We start from the raw sequence: 15530 nt of genomic DNA, 5'->3' as shown, positions 1-15530 counted from the left end.
CGCCGTGCCTGACTGACACACGGCACAATCAGGCGGCACGAGAACGCGCCCTGAACACGCGCGGCACAATCAGGCGGCACGAGAACGCGCGGCACAGGCACGCGCGGCTTGAACACGCGCGGCACCAACGAAAGCGGCGCCGCCGCCTGGACCAAGGTCCAGGCGGCGGCGCCACAGGGCCGGTAGGCGGGCCTCCGCCTGTGCGGGCCGGCGAGAGGCCGCAGGCACGATTTAGGCCGGTTCGGACGCCACGCCTGGTGCCAGGAATTTCTTCCCGTTGACCCGCTCCGAGGCGCCTACCCGGTCCAGGTACGGGGTAATGCCGCCCAGGAACATCGGCCAGCCCGCGCCGAGGATCATGCAGAGGTCGATGTCCTCGGGGCCGGCTACAACGCCCTCCTCGAGCATGAGACCGATTTCCTCCGCCAGCGCGTCCTGCGTCCGGCGCAGCACCTCCTCGCCGGTGGACGGTGTGCTGCCGAAGGACATCAGCGCCAGGGTTTCGGCCGGGACAAATGGCTTGCCGTCCGGGCTTGGCGTCGGTGTCCCATTTTGCGCGGCCCAGATGGACGTCACTCCGTTGTCGATCAGCGCCTGCAGGTTCTTCGAGACCTTGAAGCGGTCCCCGAACGCCGCGTGCAGCGATTCCTGGACGTGCTGGGCCACGGGCAGGCCCACCATGGCACCGAGCACGAAGGGGGTCATGGGCAGGCCCATCGGTCGCAGCGCGTTATCCGCCACGTCGGCGGGCGTGCCCTCGTCGAAGGCCGCGGTGACTTCACCCATGAGGCGCAGCAGGACGCGGTTGACCACGAACGCCGGGGCGTCCTTGACCAGCACGGCAGACTTCTTGAGCCCCTTGGCGAGCTCGAACGCGGTGGCCAGCACGGAGTCGTCGGTCTTCGGCGCGCGCACGATCTCCAGCAGCGGCATCACGGCCACCGGGTTGAAGAAGTGGAAGCCGACCAGGCGCTCCGGGTGCTCCAGGTCCTCCGCCATCGCCGTAACGGACAGCGAAGAGGTGTTGGTCGCGAGGATGCACTCTGCCGAGACAATGGCCTCGACTTCCTTGAAGACCTGCTTCTTGACGTTGAGTTCCTCGAAGACCGCCTCGATGACGAAGTCGGCGTCGGCGAAGGCCTCCTTGGCAACAGATCCCGTGACGAGCGCGCGGGTGCGGTTGGCGGCGTCGGGGCTGATCCGCCCCTTGGCCAGGAGCTTGTCTACCTCGGCGTGGACGTAGCCCACACCCTTGTCCACGCGGGCATGGTCAATGTCCGTCAGCACCACCGGAACCTGGAGTTGGCGGGCGAAGAGCAGGGCCAGTTGGCTCGCCATCAGCCCGGCGCCCACGACGCCGATCTTCGTCACCGGGCGGGCGAGCTTGCGGTCCGGGGCGCCGGCGGGACGCTTGGCGCGCCGCTGCACGAGGTCCAGGAAGGCGTAGACGGTGGAGCGGAACTCGTCGGTCTGCATGAGGTCAGCCAGCGTCTCGCATTCGAGCTCGGCGGATTGCGCCTGGGTCAGGGTGCGGTTGGCGTCCATGACTTCGAGGACCTTGGCCGGTGCCGGCGAGGCGTTGGAGGTCTTGGCCTCCACAAACTCCCGGCCCTTGGCGACGGCGGCCGCCCAGCGTGCGGCGACCTCCGGAGCGGACGGATCCACGGCGTTCGCCCGCTCCGGCGCCACGGCGCCGGCAATGACCTTCGCGGCCCACGCCAGGGACTGTTCCACAAAGTCGGCCGGCTCAAACATCGCGTCCGCCATGCCGAGTTCGTAGGCCTGCGGCCCGGTGAGGGTGCGGTTGTTGGTCAGCGGGTTTTCGATCATGACCTTGAGGGCGTTCTCCGGCCCGATCAGCCGCGGCAGGATGTAGACCCCGCCCCAGCCCGGGATAAGCCCGATGAAGGCCTCGGGAAGGGCCAGCGCGCCGGCGCCGGTGGAGACCGTACGGTAAGTGGACTGCAGCGCGATCTCCAGGCCGCCGCCCAGGGCCAGGCCGTTGATGAACGCGAAGCTGGGCACACCCAGGTTGGCCAGGGTGGAGTAGACGTCGTGGCCGAGCTGGGCCATCCACAGCCCCTGCTCGCGTCCGCTGACCGACTTGACCGTGGACAGGTCGGCACCGGCCACGAGGAAGTACGGCTTGCCGGTGACGCCGACGCCGGCAATCTCGCCGCGGGCGGCGCGTTCCTTCAGCCCTTCCAGGACAGTGCCGAGCTCGATCAGGGTGTTGGGTCCGAGCGTGGTGGGCTTGGAGTGGTCCAGGCCGTTGTCGAGGGTGACCAGTGCGAAGGTGCCGGGGCTTTTGCCGTCGACGGCCGGCAGCTCGATGTCCTGTACATAGGAGTGGGTGACCGTCTCGTTCGGGAAGAGATCGGCAAGCTTGCGGAAATCAGCGGCGCTCATGCTGTTGCTCCAGTCTCGGTGGTCGTGGTCTGGCGGGCGTCGGTGCCGTGTGTTTCGGTGCCGTGTGTTTCAGTGCCGGGTGCTTCTGTGCCGGGTGCTTCTGTGGGTGTTTCGGTGCCGTAGCCCGCGTGATGCGGGTTCTCCCAGATTACGGTGGCCCCCATGCCCAGGCCGATGCACATCGTGGTCATGCCGAAACGGGCCGAGGGGTCCTCCTCGAACTGCCGGGCCAGCTGGTTCATCAGCCGGACCCCCGAGGACGCCAGGGGGTGCCCGACGGCGATCGCGCCGCCGTAGCGGTTGACGCGCGGGTCGTCGTCGGCGATCCCGAAGTGGTCAAGGAAGCTGAGGACCTGGACGGCGAAGGCCTCGTTGATTTCGAAGAGGCCGATGTCCCCGATGCCGAGTCCGGCGTTCTTCAGGGCCTTCTCGGTCGCCGGGAGCGGGCCGATGCCCATGACCTCGGGCTCCACGCCGGCAAAGGCGTAGGAGACCAGGCGCATCCTGACCGGCAGTCCGAGTTCCTCGGCGGCCTCGGCGGAGGCCAGCAGGGCGGCCGTTGCGCCATCGTTCAGGCCGGCGGCGTTGCCCGCCGTGACCCGGCCGTGGGCGCGGAACGGGGTCTTGAGGGCGGCCAGGTCCCCGAGTGAGGTTCCGGGGCGCGGGGGTTCGTCCACGGTGTTGACGGTCCAGCCCTGGCCCGGCTTCATTGTGGCGACGGGGACGAGGTCGGGCTGGATCTGGCCGTTGGCGTAGGCGGCGGCGAGCTTGTCCTGCGAGGCGACGGCGTAGGCGTCGGTGCGATCCTTGGTGATGGCCGGGAAGCGGTCGTGCAGGTTCTCGGCCGTGTTGCCCATGTTGAGGGCGGCAGGGTCCACGATCCGTTCGGACATGAAGCGCGGGTTGGGGTCTGCGCCGCCGCCCATCGGGTGGTTCCCCATGTGTTCCACGCCGCCGGCGATCACGACGTCGTATGCACCGAAGCCGATGCCGCTCGCCGTCGTGGTCACAGCGGTCATGGCGCCGGCGCACATGCGGTCGATCGCGAAGCCGGGCACGGTCCGGGGGAGTCCGGCCAGGAGCGCGGCGGTGCGGCCGATCGTCAGGCCCTGGTCGCCGGTCTGGGTGGTGGCAGCGATCGCGACCTCGTCGATCCGGTCGGCAGGAAGCGAGGGATTGCGGCGCATCAGTTCGCGGATGCACTTGACCACGAGGTCGTCGGCGCGGGTGCCGGCGTAGATGCCTTTTTCGCCCGCGCGGCCGAAGGGGGTGCGGACGCCGTCGACAAAGACGACGTCGCGGACGGCGCGGGGCCCCGCGGTGCGGGGACTCGCGCTGCTGGTGCTGTGGGCTGGGCTCACGTGCTTCTCCTCATTGAGACATGGTTGCCGGAACCGGCAGTGGCAGGGCTTGCCACAGGCAGGTGGGATCCGAACGACATCACGAATAATGTTACTCGCCAGTAACATAGCTGGCAAGGAGGAGAGGGGAGGCCCGGGAGAGACCTGCTAGACCGTGGAACCCGTTGGCGCCTCGGCGGGGGCCTTGGGCTCCTTCGCGGGCAGCGGCGCGGGGTGCAGGAAGGCCTGGGTAATGAGCGGGGCAGTAATTTCGATCTGCCACTGGCGCGCCCCGAGGTTCGCCAGTTCCTCGGCCACGCCTTCCTCGCTGAGCTCTGCCGGCGGACGCCACGCGACCCGCCGAAGGTAGTCCGGAGTCAGCAGGTTTTCCACCGGCAGGTTCAGTTCCTCGGCCCTGGCCTGGAGTTTCGGACGGGCGGTGGCGAGTCTGGCGGCTGCCTCCGGGTCCCGGTCCGCCCAGACGCGCGGCGGCGGGGGAGCGTTGGTGGCCAGGTGCAGGGGCGGCAGGTCCTCGAGTGCCCTGGCCATGCCGATGCAGCGCAGCCAGCGGGGCGCCTCGCGTTGGGCGGCGCGGCCGTGGAAGCCCTTGGTGCCGAGGAGTTGGGGGACCGTGGAGGGCATAGCCTTGGCGGCGGCGACGAGCGCGGAGTCGGGGATCAGCCGGCCGGGGGCGACGTCGCGCTTCTGGGCCAGGGAATCGCGTTCTAGCCACAACTCCCGGACTGCGGCCAGTTGGCGGCGGTCCCGGATCTGGTGAAGTCCGGACGTCTTGCGCCACGGATCAACGCGCGGCGGGGCCTGTCCTGCCTCGAGGATGGCGGCAAATTCCTGCTCGGCGTATTCCAGCTTTTCGTCCGCCACGAGGAGTTCGATCAATTCCTCGCGCAGTTCGGTGAGGACTTCGACGTCGAGCGCCGCATAGCGCAGCCACGGTTCCGGCAGGGGGCGGGTGGACCAATCGGCGGCGGAGTGTTCCTTCGCCAAGCCGAAGCCCAGGAGCTGTTCGATGACGGCGGCGAGGCCCACCCGGGGCAGCCCGGCCAGGCGCGCGGCGAGCTCGGTGTCGAAGAGCTTGTCCGGCCACATGCCGAGTTCGGACAAGCAGGGCAGGTCCTGGCTGGCGGCGTGCAGGATCCATTCGACGCCGCGCAATGCGTCATTGATGATGCTCAGGTCCCCGAAGGGTTCTGGATCGATCAGCCAGGTCCCGGAGCCTTCGCGCCGGATCTGGACCAGGAAGGCGCGCTGGCCGTAGCGGAAACCTGAGGCCCGCTCCGCGTCCACGCCCGCAGGGCCGTGGCCGGCTGCAAGGGCTGCGGCGCAGCGTTCGAGTCCGGACTGGGTTTCAATGACCAGCGGCACGCCGTCGCGGGGAACGTCGAGGTCGATCACTTCAGGGACCAGGCTGTCAAAGCCTTCAACGGTGATGTGGGCTGTGGTGTCAGCAGCCTCGGCCGTATTGCGAGTGGCGCCGGCCGTGCTGATTTCCGGATTCTGAGGGGTCATGGTCTCTACAGTTTACCGACAACATGGCGCCTAATGCCGTGACCGTGGCCGAACAGGCGCCTCATGCGTGTCCGCGCGGGCGCCGGGGAAGGGGTGTCACGCCCTCGGGCAACGGCGGCAGTCCCGCGAAGGTGCAGACCATGTCCGACCACGCCTCCAGGTGGGATGTGATGTCCGGGGTGGCCGGGGTCCAAGAGGCCCGGAGCTCAATGTCGATTGAATTCGGCCGGTCGGACAGTGTTCCAAAGCTCTCCGAGAGCACCCTGGTGGCGGTGCCGCCGGCGGAACGGTACGGGGCCTGATGGTTATCCAGCGCCTCGACCAGCCATGTCCACGCAACGGACCCCAGGAGTTCGTCGTTGCCCATCTCTGGCTCCAGCTGCGCACGGATGTAGGTGACGATCCGAAACTCCCCGTCCCACACGGCAGAGCCGTCGGGATCGTGGAGCAGAATAAAGCGGCCGGTGGCCAGTTCGACGTCGTCACTGCCGGACGCCCGTGCCAATGCAGCGGCGGCCGGGCCGTGGACCGCCCCGCCGGCGGGGGACTCACCCGGTCCGATCACCTCGGCCCCGAGGGCCACCGCGAACGGCGCCAGCCGTGACGGGGCCGGGATTTCGTCCAGGTGCAGCTCGCTGCGGCAGCGTGCCTGTCGAAGGGTCCCCAAGGCGAAGAGGAAATCTGCCGGAACCTGATCGAGGGAGCTCACCTTGGAAGGTTATGCAACGGCCAGGCCCCTGCTCGGCAGGCTCGCCGCCGGGCAGGGGAAGCCGTGCCGGGCTCAGGCGGCAGCGAGCTCGCGCTTGATGGCCGCAATAAAGGAATCAACGTCTTCCTCGGTGGTGTCGAAGGAACACATCCAGCGGACCTCGCGGGCCGCCTCGTTCCAGTCGTAGAAGCGGAAGGAATTGCGCAGCCGGTCCGCGACACCGGCAGGCAGGACGGCGAAGACGCCGTTGGACTCGGTCTTCTGGCTCAGTTCGACGCCGGGGATGCCCTCGACGCCGGCGCGCAGCCGGGCGGCCATGGCATTGGCGTGCGAGGCCGACCGCAGCCATAGGTCACCCTCGAGGAGGGCAATGAACTGGGCGGACATGAACCGCATCTTGGACGCCAGCTGCATGTTCATCTTGCGCAGGTAGACCAGGCCGTGGGCGGCTTCGGGGTTCAAGGCGACCACAACTTCGCCGAACAGCAGGCCGTTCTTGGTTCCCCCGAAGGAGAGGATGTCCACGCCGGCGTCGCGGGTGAAGGCCCGCAGCGGGACGCCCAGGTGCGCGGCGGCGTTGGCCAGCCGGGCGCCGTCCATGTGCAGTTTCATGCCCTTTGCGTGAACATGCTCCGCGATGGCCCGGACCTCGTCCGGGGTGTAGCAGGTACCGAGCTCGGTGGTCTGGGTGATGGATACGGCCAGCGGCTGGGCGCGGTGCTCATCGCCCCAGCCCCAGGCTTCCTGGTCAATCAGTGCAGGCGTGAGCTTGCCGTCATGGGTAGGGACCTGCAGCAGCTTGATGCCGCCGATCCGCTCCGGTGCGCCGTTCTCGTCCATGTTGATGTGGGCGGTGGAGGCGCAAATGACGGCACCCCAGCGCGGCAGCAGCGACTGCAGGGACAGGACGTTGGCGCCGGTGCCGTTGAACACCGGGAAGCACTCGATGCCTTCACCGAAGTGCCCTTCCATCAGCTGCTGCAGGCGCGCGGTGTAGTCGTCCTCGCCGTAAGAGACCTGGTGGCCTTCGTTGGCGGCGGCCAGGGCCGCGAGAACCTCCGGGTGCACGCCGGAATAGTTGTCCGAGGCGAAGCCGCGGACGGAAGGATCGTGGAGCCGCACCGCGGTGCTGGCAGGGACAGTTTCAACTGTGCTGGTCATCGTTTTGCTCACGCTTTCAGTCTAAGAGGTCGGGCCCCAGCGGCTAAGTCAGGGGGCTAAGTCCGGCGGCTAAGCCAGTCGGCGAAGCCGGGGGTGTGGGCCGCAGTATCAGGGACAGCTCAGCGGCTGAGCAGCAGCCGCTGGCCATTGAGCTCGCCGGCAGGGGTGCTGAAGAGCCCGGCGGCGGCAGCCGCCAGGTCGGCGACGTCCGTGAAACCCGGGAACGACCGTTCCGGGGCCTTCGCCCGCATTCCCGCATCAACGAGGGCCTTCACCACGAAGATGGCGGCGGCGCTGCCCAGCTCCGGTTTTTCCTGCTGAGCGCTTTCCTGCTCCGCGCTTCCCTGTTCGGTTGTGCCGGCGGCAGTGCCGGCGCCGGCGGTCGCGGCGTGGGCCCGCCGGAAGCCGTCAGCGACCGCCAGCGTCCAGGCTTCCGCGGCGGCCTTGGCCGCGGCGTAGCTGGCCCCGCCCGCCGTCGGGGCGCTCACGGCCGTGGAGGACACCATGGCAAAGCGTCCGGCGTCCGACGCGGCGAGGTCGTCGAAGAAGACCCTCGAGACGTTCCGCAACGTGGTGACGGCATTGCGTTCCAGGAAGTCCCAGTCGTCGTCGCTCTGGTCCGTGATGCCTTTCGCACCGCGCCAGCCGCCCACTAAGTGGATGACGCCGTCGACGTTTCCGGCCATGCCGGCAACGCTCGCCCGCAAGGCCTTTACGTCCGCCAGGTTCGCGAGGTCGCAAACAAGCGCGGTGACGCCGCCACCGGCTTCGGCGGCGGCGGCCTCGATGCGGCCAGCATCAGAACCGACGGTGAAGACCCTGTGGCCGGCGTCCCGCAGGGCCTTCGCCGTGGCGATCCCGGACGGCCCGCTGCCGCCCGTGACCAGCACGTTCAAGGTGCGTCCGTTGCTCATCCGGCGTTCAGGGCCTGGACGCCGCTGGCCCCGCCGGTGACCGTGCCCGTATCCGAGGAACCCGTGATGCCGGCGGTGGATTCGATGACGGGCCGCATCTTCTTCTCCAGCGCCTCGTAGAACATGGAGAGCGGGAACTCGTCGTCGAGGACCTGGTCCGTGAGGCCGCGGGGCGGGCCGTCCAGGGGCAGGGCGTCCGGGCCCTTGGCCCAGACTGAGGCCGGGTTGGGCGTGACCGTGCCGGAGATGAGCTCGTAGGCGGCGAGCCAGTGGGCCATCTTGGGACGGTCGATCGAGCGCCAGTACAGTTCCTCGATCTTGGCGCCGAGTTCAACCACGACGCCGGCAGCCTCGTCCCAGTCGATGCTGAGTTTGCTGTCGGTCCAGTGCAGGACGTGGTGCTGGTGCATCCAGGCGAAGAGCAGCTGGCCGCCGAGGCCGTCGTAGTTGCGGACGCGGGTGCCGGTGATGGCGAAGCGGAAGATCCGGTCGAAGATCACGGCGTACTGGACCAGCTTGGCGTGCCGGCGTGCCTCCGGGTCGGCGTCCTCGTCCTTCTCGATCTTCACCGATTCGCGGAAGGCGGTGAGGTCGCAGCGCAGTTCCTCCAGCGAGTACAGGAAGAACGGCATGCGCTGCTTGATCATGAACGGGTCGAAGGGCAGGTCCCCGCGCATGTGGGTGCGGTCGTGGATGAGGTCCCACATGACGAATGTTTCCTGCGTCAGCTCCTGGTCCTCCAGCAGCCCGGCGGCGTCCTCGGGCAGCTGCAGGGAAGTGATCTCGGCGGCGGCGCGCAGGACGCGGCGGAAGCGGGCGGCCTCGCGGTCGGCGAAGATCGCGCCCCACGTGAACGTCGGCGTCTCGCGGACAGCGACGGTCTCCGGGAAGAGGACTGCGGAGTTGGTGTTGTAGCCCGGGGTGAAGTCGAGGAAACGGATCGGGACGAACAGCTTGTTGGAGTATTCGCCCGTTTCCAGGCCGCCGATGAACTCGGGCCAGATGACCTCGATCAGCACGGCCTCGACGAGGCGGCTGCTGCTGCCGTTCTGGGTGTACATCGGGAACACGACGAGGTGCTGGAGTCCGTTGACCCGGTGCTGCTGCGGCTGGAAGGCCTGCAGTGAATCCAGGAAATCCGGGACGCCAAAGCCGCCGTCGGCCCACCGGCCGAAGTCGGTGACGAGCAGGTCAAGGTAACGGGCGTCGTGCGGGAAGGACGGGGCCAGGGCCGTAACCGCCGCGATGATGGTTTCAACGTGGCCGGCCGCGGTTTCGTGGGCTTCGGCATCCGGCACGGATCCGTCCTTGACCTGGAGGGCCTGCAGGGCCGTGGCGGCAGCCTTGAGCCGCAGCCATTCCTGGTTGCCGGCAGTGATCGGGGCGGGGGCGGTGAGGGCGGTGGTGGTCATCGTCGCCTTTCTGGTTGCTGTGGAGCGTGTCGCTGGATCTAAACCGAGCGTAGCAAGCAAACAGATGCTCTAATGCAAAATTGCCTTGAGCATAAGAAAGTCTGTGGCAAGTGATTCTGAAAAGCCGTTCCAGCGGAAGCAGGGGAAGGGCTGCGGGCTACTGCCCGGCGTCGTCCGCGGGAACGAGCTTCAGGGAGACCGAATTGATGCAGAACCGCTGGTCCGTGGGGGTGCCGTAGCCCTCGCCGTCGAACACGTGTCCCAGGTGGGAATCGCACGTGCCGCAGCGGACTTCCACCCGGTCCATGCCCATGGTGCGGTCGTGGATGTAGCGCACGGTGCCCTCGGCGAGAGGCGCCCAGAAGGACGGCCAGCCGCAGTGCGAGTCGAACTTTTCGTTGCTGGTGAAGAGTTCGGTGCCGCAGGCCCGGCACTGGTAGACGCCCCGCGTGTGGGTGTCCCAGTATTCGCCGGTGTACGGCCGCTCGGTGCCGGCCTGGCGGAGCACGCGGTACTCTTCCGGGGTCAGTTCCTCGCGCCACTGGGCATCGGCCTTTTCGACCGGCTGTTGGGCCGGCGTCTGTCCGCCCGCCGGCTGCTCCGGCGTGGCGGCGGACTCGGGGGCAGGGACTGCCGAGGGCATGGATTTGGACCTGTTAAATATGCTCATAGCCTCAATAACGCTCAGGAGTCCCCGATAAATCCCGAACCGGCGTAGAGATGCAGGACGGGCAGACCCAGCTTGTCCTGTGCCTTGGTGGCCCAGTCGGTGTGGAAGGTGTCTGCAACAGCGTGCGGGCGCGTGATGACCACAGCCTGTCCGGCGCTGAGTTCCTTGACCTTGGCAACCAGGCCGTCCACGGCCTTGCCCTCGACGACTTCGCCTGAGACGCCGCCGCCCAATCCAGCCAGTGCGGCCAGCGAGGCGGCCAGAGTGTCCGCGGCTTCGGCCCGCTCCACGGCGGGGTCGGAGTGTGCCGTCAGTTCACGGAAGGCTTTGGCGATTTCAAGCAAGGAAAGGTTCTCCAGGAAATCCACCACCAGGTGCCGCTCGGTGTTGGCCGGCACCAGGACCAGCACGGGGGCATCACCGCCGGCAATCAGGGTTTCAATGTTGACGCGGTCATCCGCACCGAGGGGCTCTTCTGTCAAAATGACGATTGGATCACTCATGACCCCAGCCTAGTCGCGCTGGTGTTGCCCCGCATGGTTGTGTCCCGCGGCAGCCTTGCGTGTTCATGCCGACTTAGCCACGGCAATGCAATGGTTGGGCTGCGGTTCAGTAAGAATGGTGCCATGGCATCCACCTTGCGCCTCCGCCCTGACCGCCGGACAGTCCCAGTTGCGGCGGGGACTGGCGCCGCCCCGTCCGGAAGCGCCAAGTGGGCGCTGGGCGGCATCATTGGCGGGAGCGCCGCTGCGGGCGTGCTCGCCGCCGGGTCCTCCGCCCTCGCGCTTTATTTCGCCCGCCGGGTCATCACCCCGGCCAGGTTCCGCGCAGAGGACCAGGAAGTACTGGCCGTCATCCGGGAGGGGCGGGCGCTGCAGGTCATTCTCGCCGCCACCCCGGATTCCACGGTGGACGGGGTCTACGGTTTCTTCTTCGACGGCGGCCGCGGCCATGCGCGGATCGGCCGTATCCTGTCCTACTCGCCGGCCGAACGCACGGTGCTGCGCGAGGTTGAGCACGTCTACAGCGGGGACATTGCGACCGCCCGGCGCGGCTGGTGGAGCGGGGCGGCCTATCCGGATCCGGCCGCGCTGGGGCTTCCAGTGGAGGACGTGCTGATCGACGTCGATGCCGGGACCGCGCCGGCCTGGCTGGTCCGTGCCACGTCGGCGGCGGAGGATCTGGCCCCGGACGTCTGGGCGATCATGGTGCACGGGCGCGGTGCCACCCGGCAGGAGGGCTTGCGGGCCCTCCGGACCGCCGGGGAACTGGGCATGTCCAGCCTGCTGATCTCCTACCGAAACGACGGGCTGGCACCGTCGGCGAGCGACGGGCGCTACGGTCTGGGCTCCACCGAATGGCGCGACGTCGAGGCCGCGGTCGGCTATGCCCTGGAACAGGGCGCCCGCGAGGTGGTCCTGTTCGGCTGGTCGATGGGCGGCGCCATCTGCCTGCAGACGGCTGACCTGTCCCGGCATCGCCACCTGATCCGGGCAATGGTCCTGGACGCACCGGTGATCAGCTGGGTCAACGTGCTGGCCCACCATGCGGAGCTGAACCGGATCCCGTCGTCCGTGGGCCGCTACGGCCAGCTGATGCTCAGCCACCGCCTGGGCCGGCGGCTGACCGGGCTGGCCGCCCCCGTTGACTTCAAGGCGATGGATTGGGTTTCGCGTGCCGTGGAGCTGCGGACGCCCACCCTCATTGTGCACAGCGTGGACGACGAATACGTGCCTTTTGGGCCGTCCGCTGCGCTGGCCGAGAAGAACCCGGAGATGGTCACGTTCGAGCCCTTCGACAGGGCCCTGCACACCAAGGAATGGAATGTGGATCCGGAGCGCTGGGAGCGGCAGGTCGCGGCCTGGCTCCGGCAGCAGCTGGCGCCGCGTGCCAACCCCGGCGACCAGGAGCCGGCGGCTGGGAACGCCACACCCAACTAGCAGTTCACGGCAATGTTTCGCGCGAACACTGCCGTGATCTGTCGTCTCGACAGGGACAGCACGTCTGGGACAGTAGTCTGAGACCGGTCAGTCGCGCCGGGTCCCGATCCTGGCGGTGCGGGCAGCCGTGAGCCGAATGAGCTCGGCAGGATCCAGCTCGATGTCCAGGCCACGCCGTCCGCCCGAAATGAGGATGGTTTCCAGCTCCAGGGCGCTGTCATCCACCACCGTGGGGGAGGACTGGCGCTGCCCGAGCGGTGAGATGCCCCCGAGCACGTAGCCGGTCCGTCGCTGCGCCGCCGCCGGGTCGGCCATCTCTGCTTTCTTGCCGCCCAAGGCTGCGGCCATCGCCTTGAGGTCCAGGCTTCCGCTCACGGGCACGACGCCGACGGCGAGCCTGCCGTCGACGTCGACCATCAGGGTCTTGAAGACCCGGGCGGGATCGACGCCGAGCACTTCCGCCGCTTCCAGGCCATAGCTGGCCGCCGCGGGGTCATGTGCGTAGGGGTGGGCGACAAAGGGAACCCCGGCGGCCGCAAGTGCTGCGGTGGCCGGAGTTCCCTGCGACACGTGTTTGCGGGCCATGTCCTCTGGCTGTCCGGGCGTGAGGTCAGGACTGCGCCGGCGACGGCCGGGTTCCGGACGCGACCACTTTGCGCTTGATCCGGCCCAGCATGGCCGTCATCCCGCGCATGCGCAGCGGAGTGATGGCCCGGGTGAGGCCCAGCAGATCGGGCATGTCGTCCGGGACGGCCAGGATTTCCGCGGCGCTGAGCCCGTCGAGTCCTTCATGGAGCACGCCGGCGAAGCCTCGGGTGGTCGGGGCCTCCCTGGGTGCCTTGAAGTAGAGCCGGACGCGTTCCGGCGCGCCGCCGTCGGTCTGTTCCGTCTCGACGGCGAGGAAGAGCGGCGTCTGGCATTCCACTACCTGCTCCAGCAGCTCCGGGTGGTCCAAGAGCCGCTCCGGAAGTTCCGGCAGTCCCTGCGAGAACTCGAGCAGCAACTGCAGGCGCTCTGCTTCGGTCAGGGCCTGGAAATCATCGACAATGTCCGCCAGCGCGGCGGGGAGGGCTGAAGTATTCATCATTCCCAGCTTACGCACGCGCGCCCATTGTGTCCCGGTCGCTGTCCCTGTCGCCGTCCCTGTCGCTGACGGTTCCGGTCCATGCAGCCCGTCACTAACGGCCGGCCGGAACCGCGCCGCGCTCGGCACCCTTGACGATCGGGACGCGCACGGCGTTGCCCCATTCGGTCCAGGATCCGTCGTAGTTCCGGACCGTCTCGAAACCGAGCAGGTACTTCAGGGCAAACCAGGTGTGGCTGGACCGCTCGCCGATCCGGCAGTACGCCACGACGTCGTCGCCTGCCTTCAGGCCGGCCTCGCCAAGGTACAGGGCCTCGAGTTCGCCGCGGTTCCGGTAGGTACCGTCACCGGCCGCCGCGCGGGCCCAGGGGATGGAGGCCGCGGTGGGGATGTGGCCGCCGCGCAGCGCGCCCTCCTCCGGATAAGCGGGCATGTGGGTCCGCTGGCCCGTGTATTCCTCGGTCGAACGGACGTCGATCAGCGGCTTGCCGAAGTGGGCCAGGACGTCATCCTTGAAGGCGCGGATCGGGGTGTCGGTCCGCTCCACGACGGGGTAGTCAGCGGGGGAGGCGACTGTCGTCTCGGTGGAGAGCGCCCGGCCCTCCGCGATCCACTTGTCCCGGCCCCCGTCCAGGAGCCGGACGTCCTCGTGGCCGAAGAGCGTGAAGACCCACAGGGCGTACGCGGCCCACCAGTTCGACTTGTCGCCGTAAATCACCACGGTGCTGTCCCGGGAAATGCCCTTGGCGCCGGCCAGCGCGGCGAAGGCTTCGCCGTAAATGTAGTCGCGGGTCACTTCGTCGTTCAGATCCGTGTGCCAGTCGATTTTGACGGCCCCGGGGATGTGGCCGGTCTCGTACAGCAGGACGTCTTCGTCGGATTCCACCACCACCAGGTTGCCGCCGTCGAGGGCCCCCTCCTCGATTGCCGTGGCCAGCCATTCCGTGGACACCAGACGGTCCGGGTGGGCGTAGGCGGCGAATTTCTCGTTCTCTTCAACGGGGTAGGACATTGCGATGGCCTTTCACTGGAACGGTCAGGGGGCCGGGCGCGGAAAGCGTGCGCGGCGCCGGGCCTGTTACAACACTAGTCACGGGCCGGCGGGAATGCTCCACAGGGTTCACACGGGGAAATGTGGTCTTTCTCACGCCGGCCGCGGGTCCGCAAGCGGGCAGGCGGGCCTGGCGTGCTTTGCCGGTATTCTTGCTGGGGACAAGAGACCAGCAGAACGGACCACCTTGGTACAGATCGAACAGCTCGCCGCCCGTACGCCGGCAGTTTCCGTGGACGAACTCCTCAAGGGGTTCTATCCATCGCCGCGGTTCGGTGAGGTGTCGTTTTCCAGCTACCGGCCCGATCCCTCCCAGCCCAGCCAGGCCCGTGCGGTCCATGCCCTGGAGCATTTCGCGGCGGGCGTGGGTGCCCGTGACGGCGACGGCCTGTTCAAGCGGCTCTTCGGCAAAAAGGATACGTCCCGGGCCGGGATCTACCTCGATGGCGGATTCGGTGTGGGCAAGACCCACCTGCTGGCGTCGCTGTGGCACGCCGCCCCGGGGCCGAAGGCGTTCGGCACGTTCGTCGAATACACCAACCTCGTCGGTGCCCTGTCCTTCCGCAAGACCGTCGAGGCCCTGAGCCACTACAAGCTCGTATGCATCGATGAATTTGAGCTCGATGACCCCGGCGACACCGTGCTCATGTCCCGGCTCATGCGCGAGCTTGCCGACGCCGGTGTGAAACTTGCCGCAACGTCCAACACGCTGCCGGGCTCCCTCGGCGACGGACGCTTCGCCGCCGTCGACTTTGCCCGTGAAATCCAGGTGCTGGCCGACCAGTTCGACGTCGTACGGATCGACGGCGAGGACTTCCGCCACCGTGGCCTGCCGGCCGCGCCCGCGCCGCTGCGCAATGATGACCTGACCCACCACATGCATGCCGAATTCGACGGCAAGACTGTGGCCCGCGATGAGTTCAGCACCTTGATCAACCACCTGGCCGGCGTGCACCCGAGCCGTTACCGCCAGCTGCTGGAGGGGATCGAAGGCGTCGTCTGGAAGAACGTGCACACGATTACCGAGCAGGCCGTTGCGTTGCGCTTCGTGGTGCTGGCGGACCGGCTGTACGACAAAGACGTGCCCATCCTTGCCAGCGGTGTGCCGTTCGACCAACTCTTCACCGAGGAAATGATGACCGGCGGGTACATGAAGAAGTACTTCCGCGCCGTCTCCCGGCTCACCGCGCTGGCCCGCGAGGGCCAAAACCACGAGCCGTCCTAGCGCCGAGCCCCTTCCATTACGCCGGTATCGCCGTTAAATGCCGGAGGTGCCGGCGCCGCCTCTCGGCGGGACCGGCACCTCGCTGACG

At 68.0% G+C, this 15530-nt stretch carries 14 protein-coding genes; 2 read left to right on the top strand and 12 right to left on the bottom strand.

Annotated features, from left to right (window positions below; all coding sequences use genetic code 11):
* Nucleotides 1–231: 231 nt before the first annotated feature.
* The 9 genes from M2428_RS05740 to M2428_RS05700 form a co-directional block, all read right to left on the bottom strand.
* Entirely contained in the window at nucleotides 232–2409 is a 2178-nt protein-coding gene (locus M2428_RS05740) for a 3-hydroxyacyl-CoA dehydrogenase NAD-binding domain-containing protein (RefSeq protein WP_277524491.1), read from the bottom strand.
* On the bottom strand, nucleotides 2406–3770 hold the full coding sequence (locus M2428_RS05735) for an acetyl-CoA C-acyltransferase (RefSeq protein ID WP_277524490.1): 1365 nt from the start codon (nucleotides 3768–3770) through the stop codon (nucleotides 2406–2408). Before M2428_RS05735 ends, M2428_RS05740 begins: the two co-directional genes overlap by 4 nt.
* A gap of 147 nt (nucleotides 3771–3917) precedes the next feature.
* Nucleotides 3918–5276: an HRDC domain-containing protein gene (locus tag M2428_RS05730; RefSeq protein ID WP_277524489.1), complete on the bottom strand. Its 1359-nt coding sequence runs from the start codon at nucleotides 5274–5276 to the stop codon at nucleotides 3918–3920.
* Between the two features lie 61 nt (nucleotides 5277–5337).
* The gene (locus M2428_RS05725; protein WP_277524487.1) at nucleotides 5338–5985 is read right to left on the bottom strand and encodes a DUF3000 domain-containing protein; all 648 of its coding nucleotides are present in this window, start codon (nucleotides 5983–5985) and stop codon (nucleotides 5338–5340) included.
* A 72-nt stretch (nucleotides 5986–6057) separates the two neighbouring features.
* The gene (locus M2428_RS05720; protein ID WP_277524551.1) at nucleotides 6058–7146 is read right to left on the bottom strand and encodes a low specificity L-threonine aldolase; all 1089 of its coding nucleotides are present in this window, start codon (nucleotides 7144–7146) and stop codon (nucleotides 6058–6060) included.
* A gap of 119 nt (nucleotides 7147–7265) precedes the next feature.
* Nucleotides 7266–8060 (bottom strand): SDR family oxidoreductase, encoded by a 795-nt coding sequence (locus M2428_RS05715; protein ID WP_277524486.1) that lies wholly within the window; start codon nucleotides 8058–8060, stop codon nucleotides 7266–7268.
* Nucleotides 8057–9472 (bottom strand): DUF6421 family protein, encoded by a 1416-nt coding sequence (locus M2428_RS05710; RefSeq protein WP_277524485.1) that lies wholly within the window; start codon nucleotides 9470–9472, stop codon nucleotides 8057–8059. The genes M2428_RS05715 and M2428_RS05710 overlap by 4 nt, the downstream gene beginning before the upstream one ends.
* 157 nt (nucleotides 9473–9629) lie before the next feature.
* Entirely contained in the window at nucleotides 9630–10142 is a 513-nt protein-coding gene (gene msrB, locus M2428_RS05705; RefSeq protein ID WP_277524484.1) for a peptide-methionine (R)-S-oxide reductase MsrB, read from the bottom strand.
* 14 nt (nucleotides 10143–10156) lie between these two features.
* Entirely contained in the window at nucleotides 10157–10645 is a 489-nt protein-coding gene (locus M2428_RS05700) for a hypothetical protein (RefSeq protein WP_277524483.1), read from the bottom strand.
* Between the two features lie 123 nt (nucleotides 10646–10768).
* Between M2428_RS05700 and M2428_RS05695 the strand changes: the two genes are divergently transcribed.
* Nucleotides 10769–12082, top strand: a complete 1314-nt coding sequence (locus tag M2428_RS05695; protein ID WP_277524482.1) for an alpha/beta fold hydrolase — start codon at nucleotides 10769–10771, stop codon at nucleotides 12080–12082.
* Nucleotides 12083–12169: 87 nt separating this feature from the next.
* Here the strand turns inward: M2428_RS05695 and ybaK are convergent, their stop codons facing one another.
* The 3 genes from ybaK to M2428_RS05680 all read right to left on the bottom strand — a co-directional run bounded on the left by ybaK (nucleotide 12170) and on the right by M2428_RS05680 (nucleotide 14178).
* On the bottom strand, nucleotides 12170–12667 hold the full coding sequence (ybaK, locus tag M2428_RS05690) for a Cys-tRNA(Pro) deacylase (RefSeq protein ID WP_277524481.1): 498 nt from the start codon (nucleotides 12665–12667) through the stop codon (nucleotides 12170–12172).
* A 25-nt stretch (nucleotides 12668–12692) separates the two neighbouring features.
* Nucleotides 12693–13166 (bottom strand): SufE family protein, encoded by a 474-nt coding sequence (locus tag M2428_RS05685; RefSeq protein WP_277524480.1) that lies wholly within the window; start codon nucleotides 13164–13166, stop codon nucleotides 12693–12695.
* Between the two features lie 94 nt (nucleotides 13167–13260).
* Complete coding sequence (locus M2428_RS05680; protein WP_277524479.1) at nucleotides 13261–14178, bottom strand: sulfurtransferase; 918 nt, start codon at nucleotides 14176–14178, stop codon at nucleotides 13261–13263.
* Between the two features lie 226 nt (nucleotides 14179–14404).
* Here M2428_RS05680 and zapE point away from each other — a divergent pair, with 226 nt between their 5' ends.
* A complete protein-coding gene (gene zapE, locus M2428_RS05675) occupies nucleotides 14405–15442 on the top strand; it encodes a cell division protein ZapE (protein ID WP_277524478.1) in 1038 nt (345 codons plus the stop codon).
* Nucleotides 15443–15530: the final 88 nt, after the last annotated feature.

The sequence above is a fragment of the Arthrobacter sp. ES3-54 genome, from assembly GCF_029504395.1.
GTDB lineage: Bacteria > Actinomycetota > Actinomycetes > Actinomycetales > Micrococcaceae > Arthrobacter.
The sequence above is the reverse complement of the archived record's forward strand: the minus strand, read 5'-3'. Positions and strand labels throughout refer to the sequence as shown.

What these genes read in the sequence shown, in the direction of transcription:
- M2428_RS05740 (WP_277524491.1), bottom strand. Translation starts at nt 2,409, where the DNA reads ATGAGCGCCGCTGATTTCCGCAAGCTTGCCGATCTCTTCCCGAACGAG.
- M2428_RS05730 (WP_277524489.1), bottom strand. Translation starts at nt 5,276, where the DNA reads ATGACCCCTCAGAATCCGGAAATCAGCACGGCCGGCGCCACTCGCAAT.
- M2428_RS05720 (WP_277524551.1), bottom strand. Translation starts at nt 7,146, where the DNA reads ATGACCAGCACAGTTGAAACTGTCCCTGCCAGCACCGCGGTGCGGCTC.
- M2428_RS05715 (WP_277524486.1), bottom strand. Translation starts at nt 8,060, where the DNA reads ATGAGCAACGGACGCACCTTGAACGTGCTGGTCACGGGCGGCAGCGGG.
- M2428_RS05710 (WP_277524485.1), bottom strand. Translation starts at nt 9,472, where the DNA reads ATGACCACCACCGCCCTCACCGCCCCCGCCCCGATCACTGCCGGCAAC.
- msrB (WP_277524484.1), bottom strand. Translation starts at nt 10,142, where the DNA reads ATGAGCATATTTAACAGGTCCAAATCCATGCCCTCGGCAGTCCCTGCC.
- M2428_RS05700 (WP_277524483.1), bottom strand. Translation starts at nt 10,645, where the DNA reads ATGAGTGATCCAATCGTCATTTTGACAGAAGAGCCCCTCGGTGCGGAT.
- M2428_RS05695 (WP_277524482.1), top strand. Translation starts at nt 10,769, where the DNA reads ATGGCATCCACCTTGCGCCTCCGCCCTGACCGCCGGACAGTCCCAGTT.
- ybaK (WP_277524481.1), bottom strand. Translation starts at nt 12,667, where the DNA reads ATGGCCCGCAAACACGTGTCGCAGGGAACTCCGGCCACCGCAGCACTT.
- M2428_RS05685 (WP_277524480.1), bottom strand. Translation starts at nt 13,166, where the DNA reads ATGAATACTTCAGCCCTCCCCGCCGCGCTGGCGGACATTGTCGATGAT.
- M2428_RS05680 (WP_277524479.1), bottom strand. Translation starts at nt 14,178, where the DNA reads ATGTCCTACCCCGTTGAAGAGAACGAGAAATTCGCCGCCTACGCCCAC.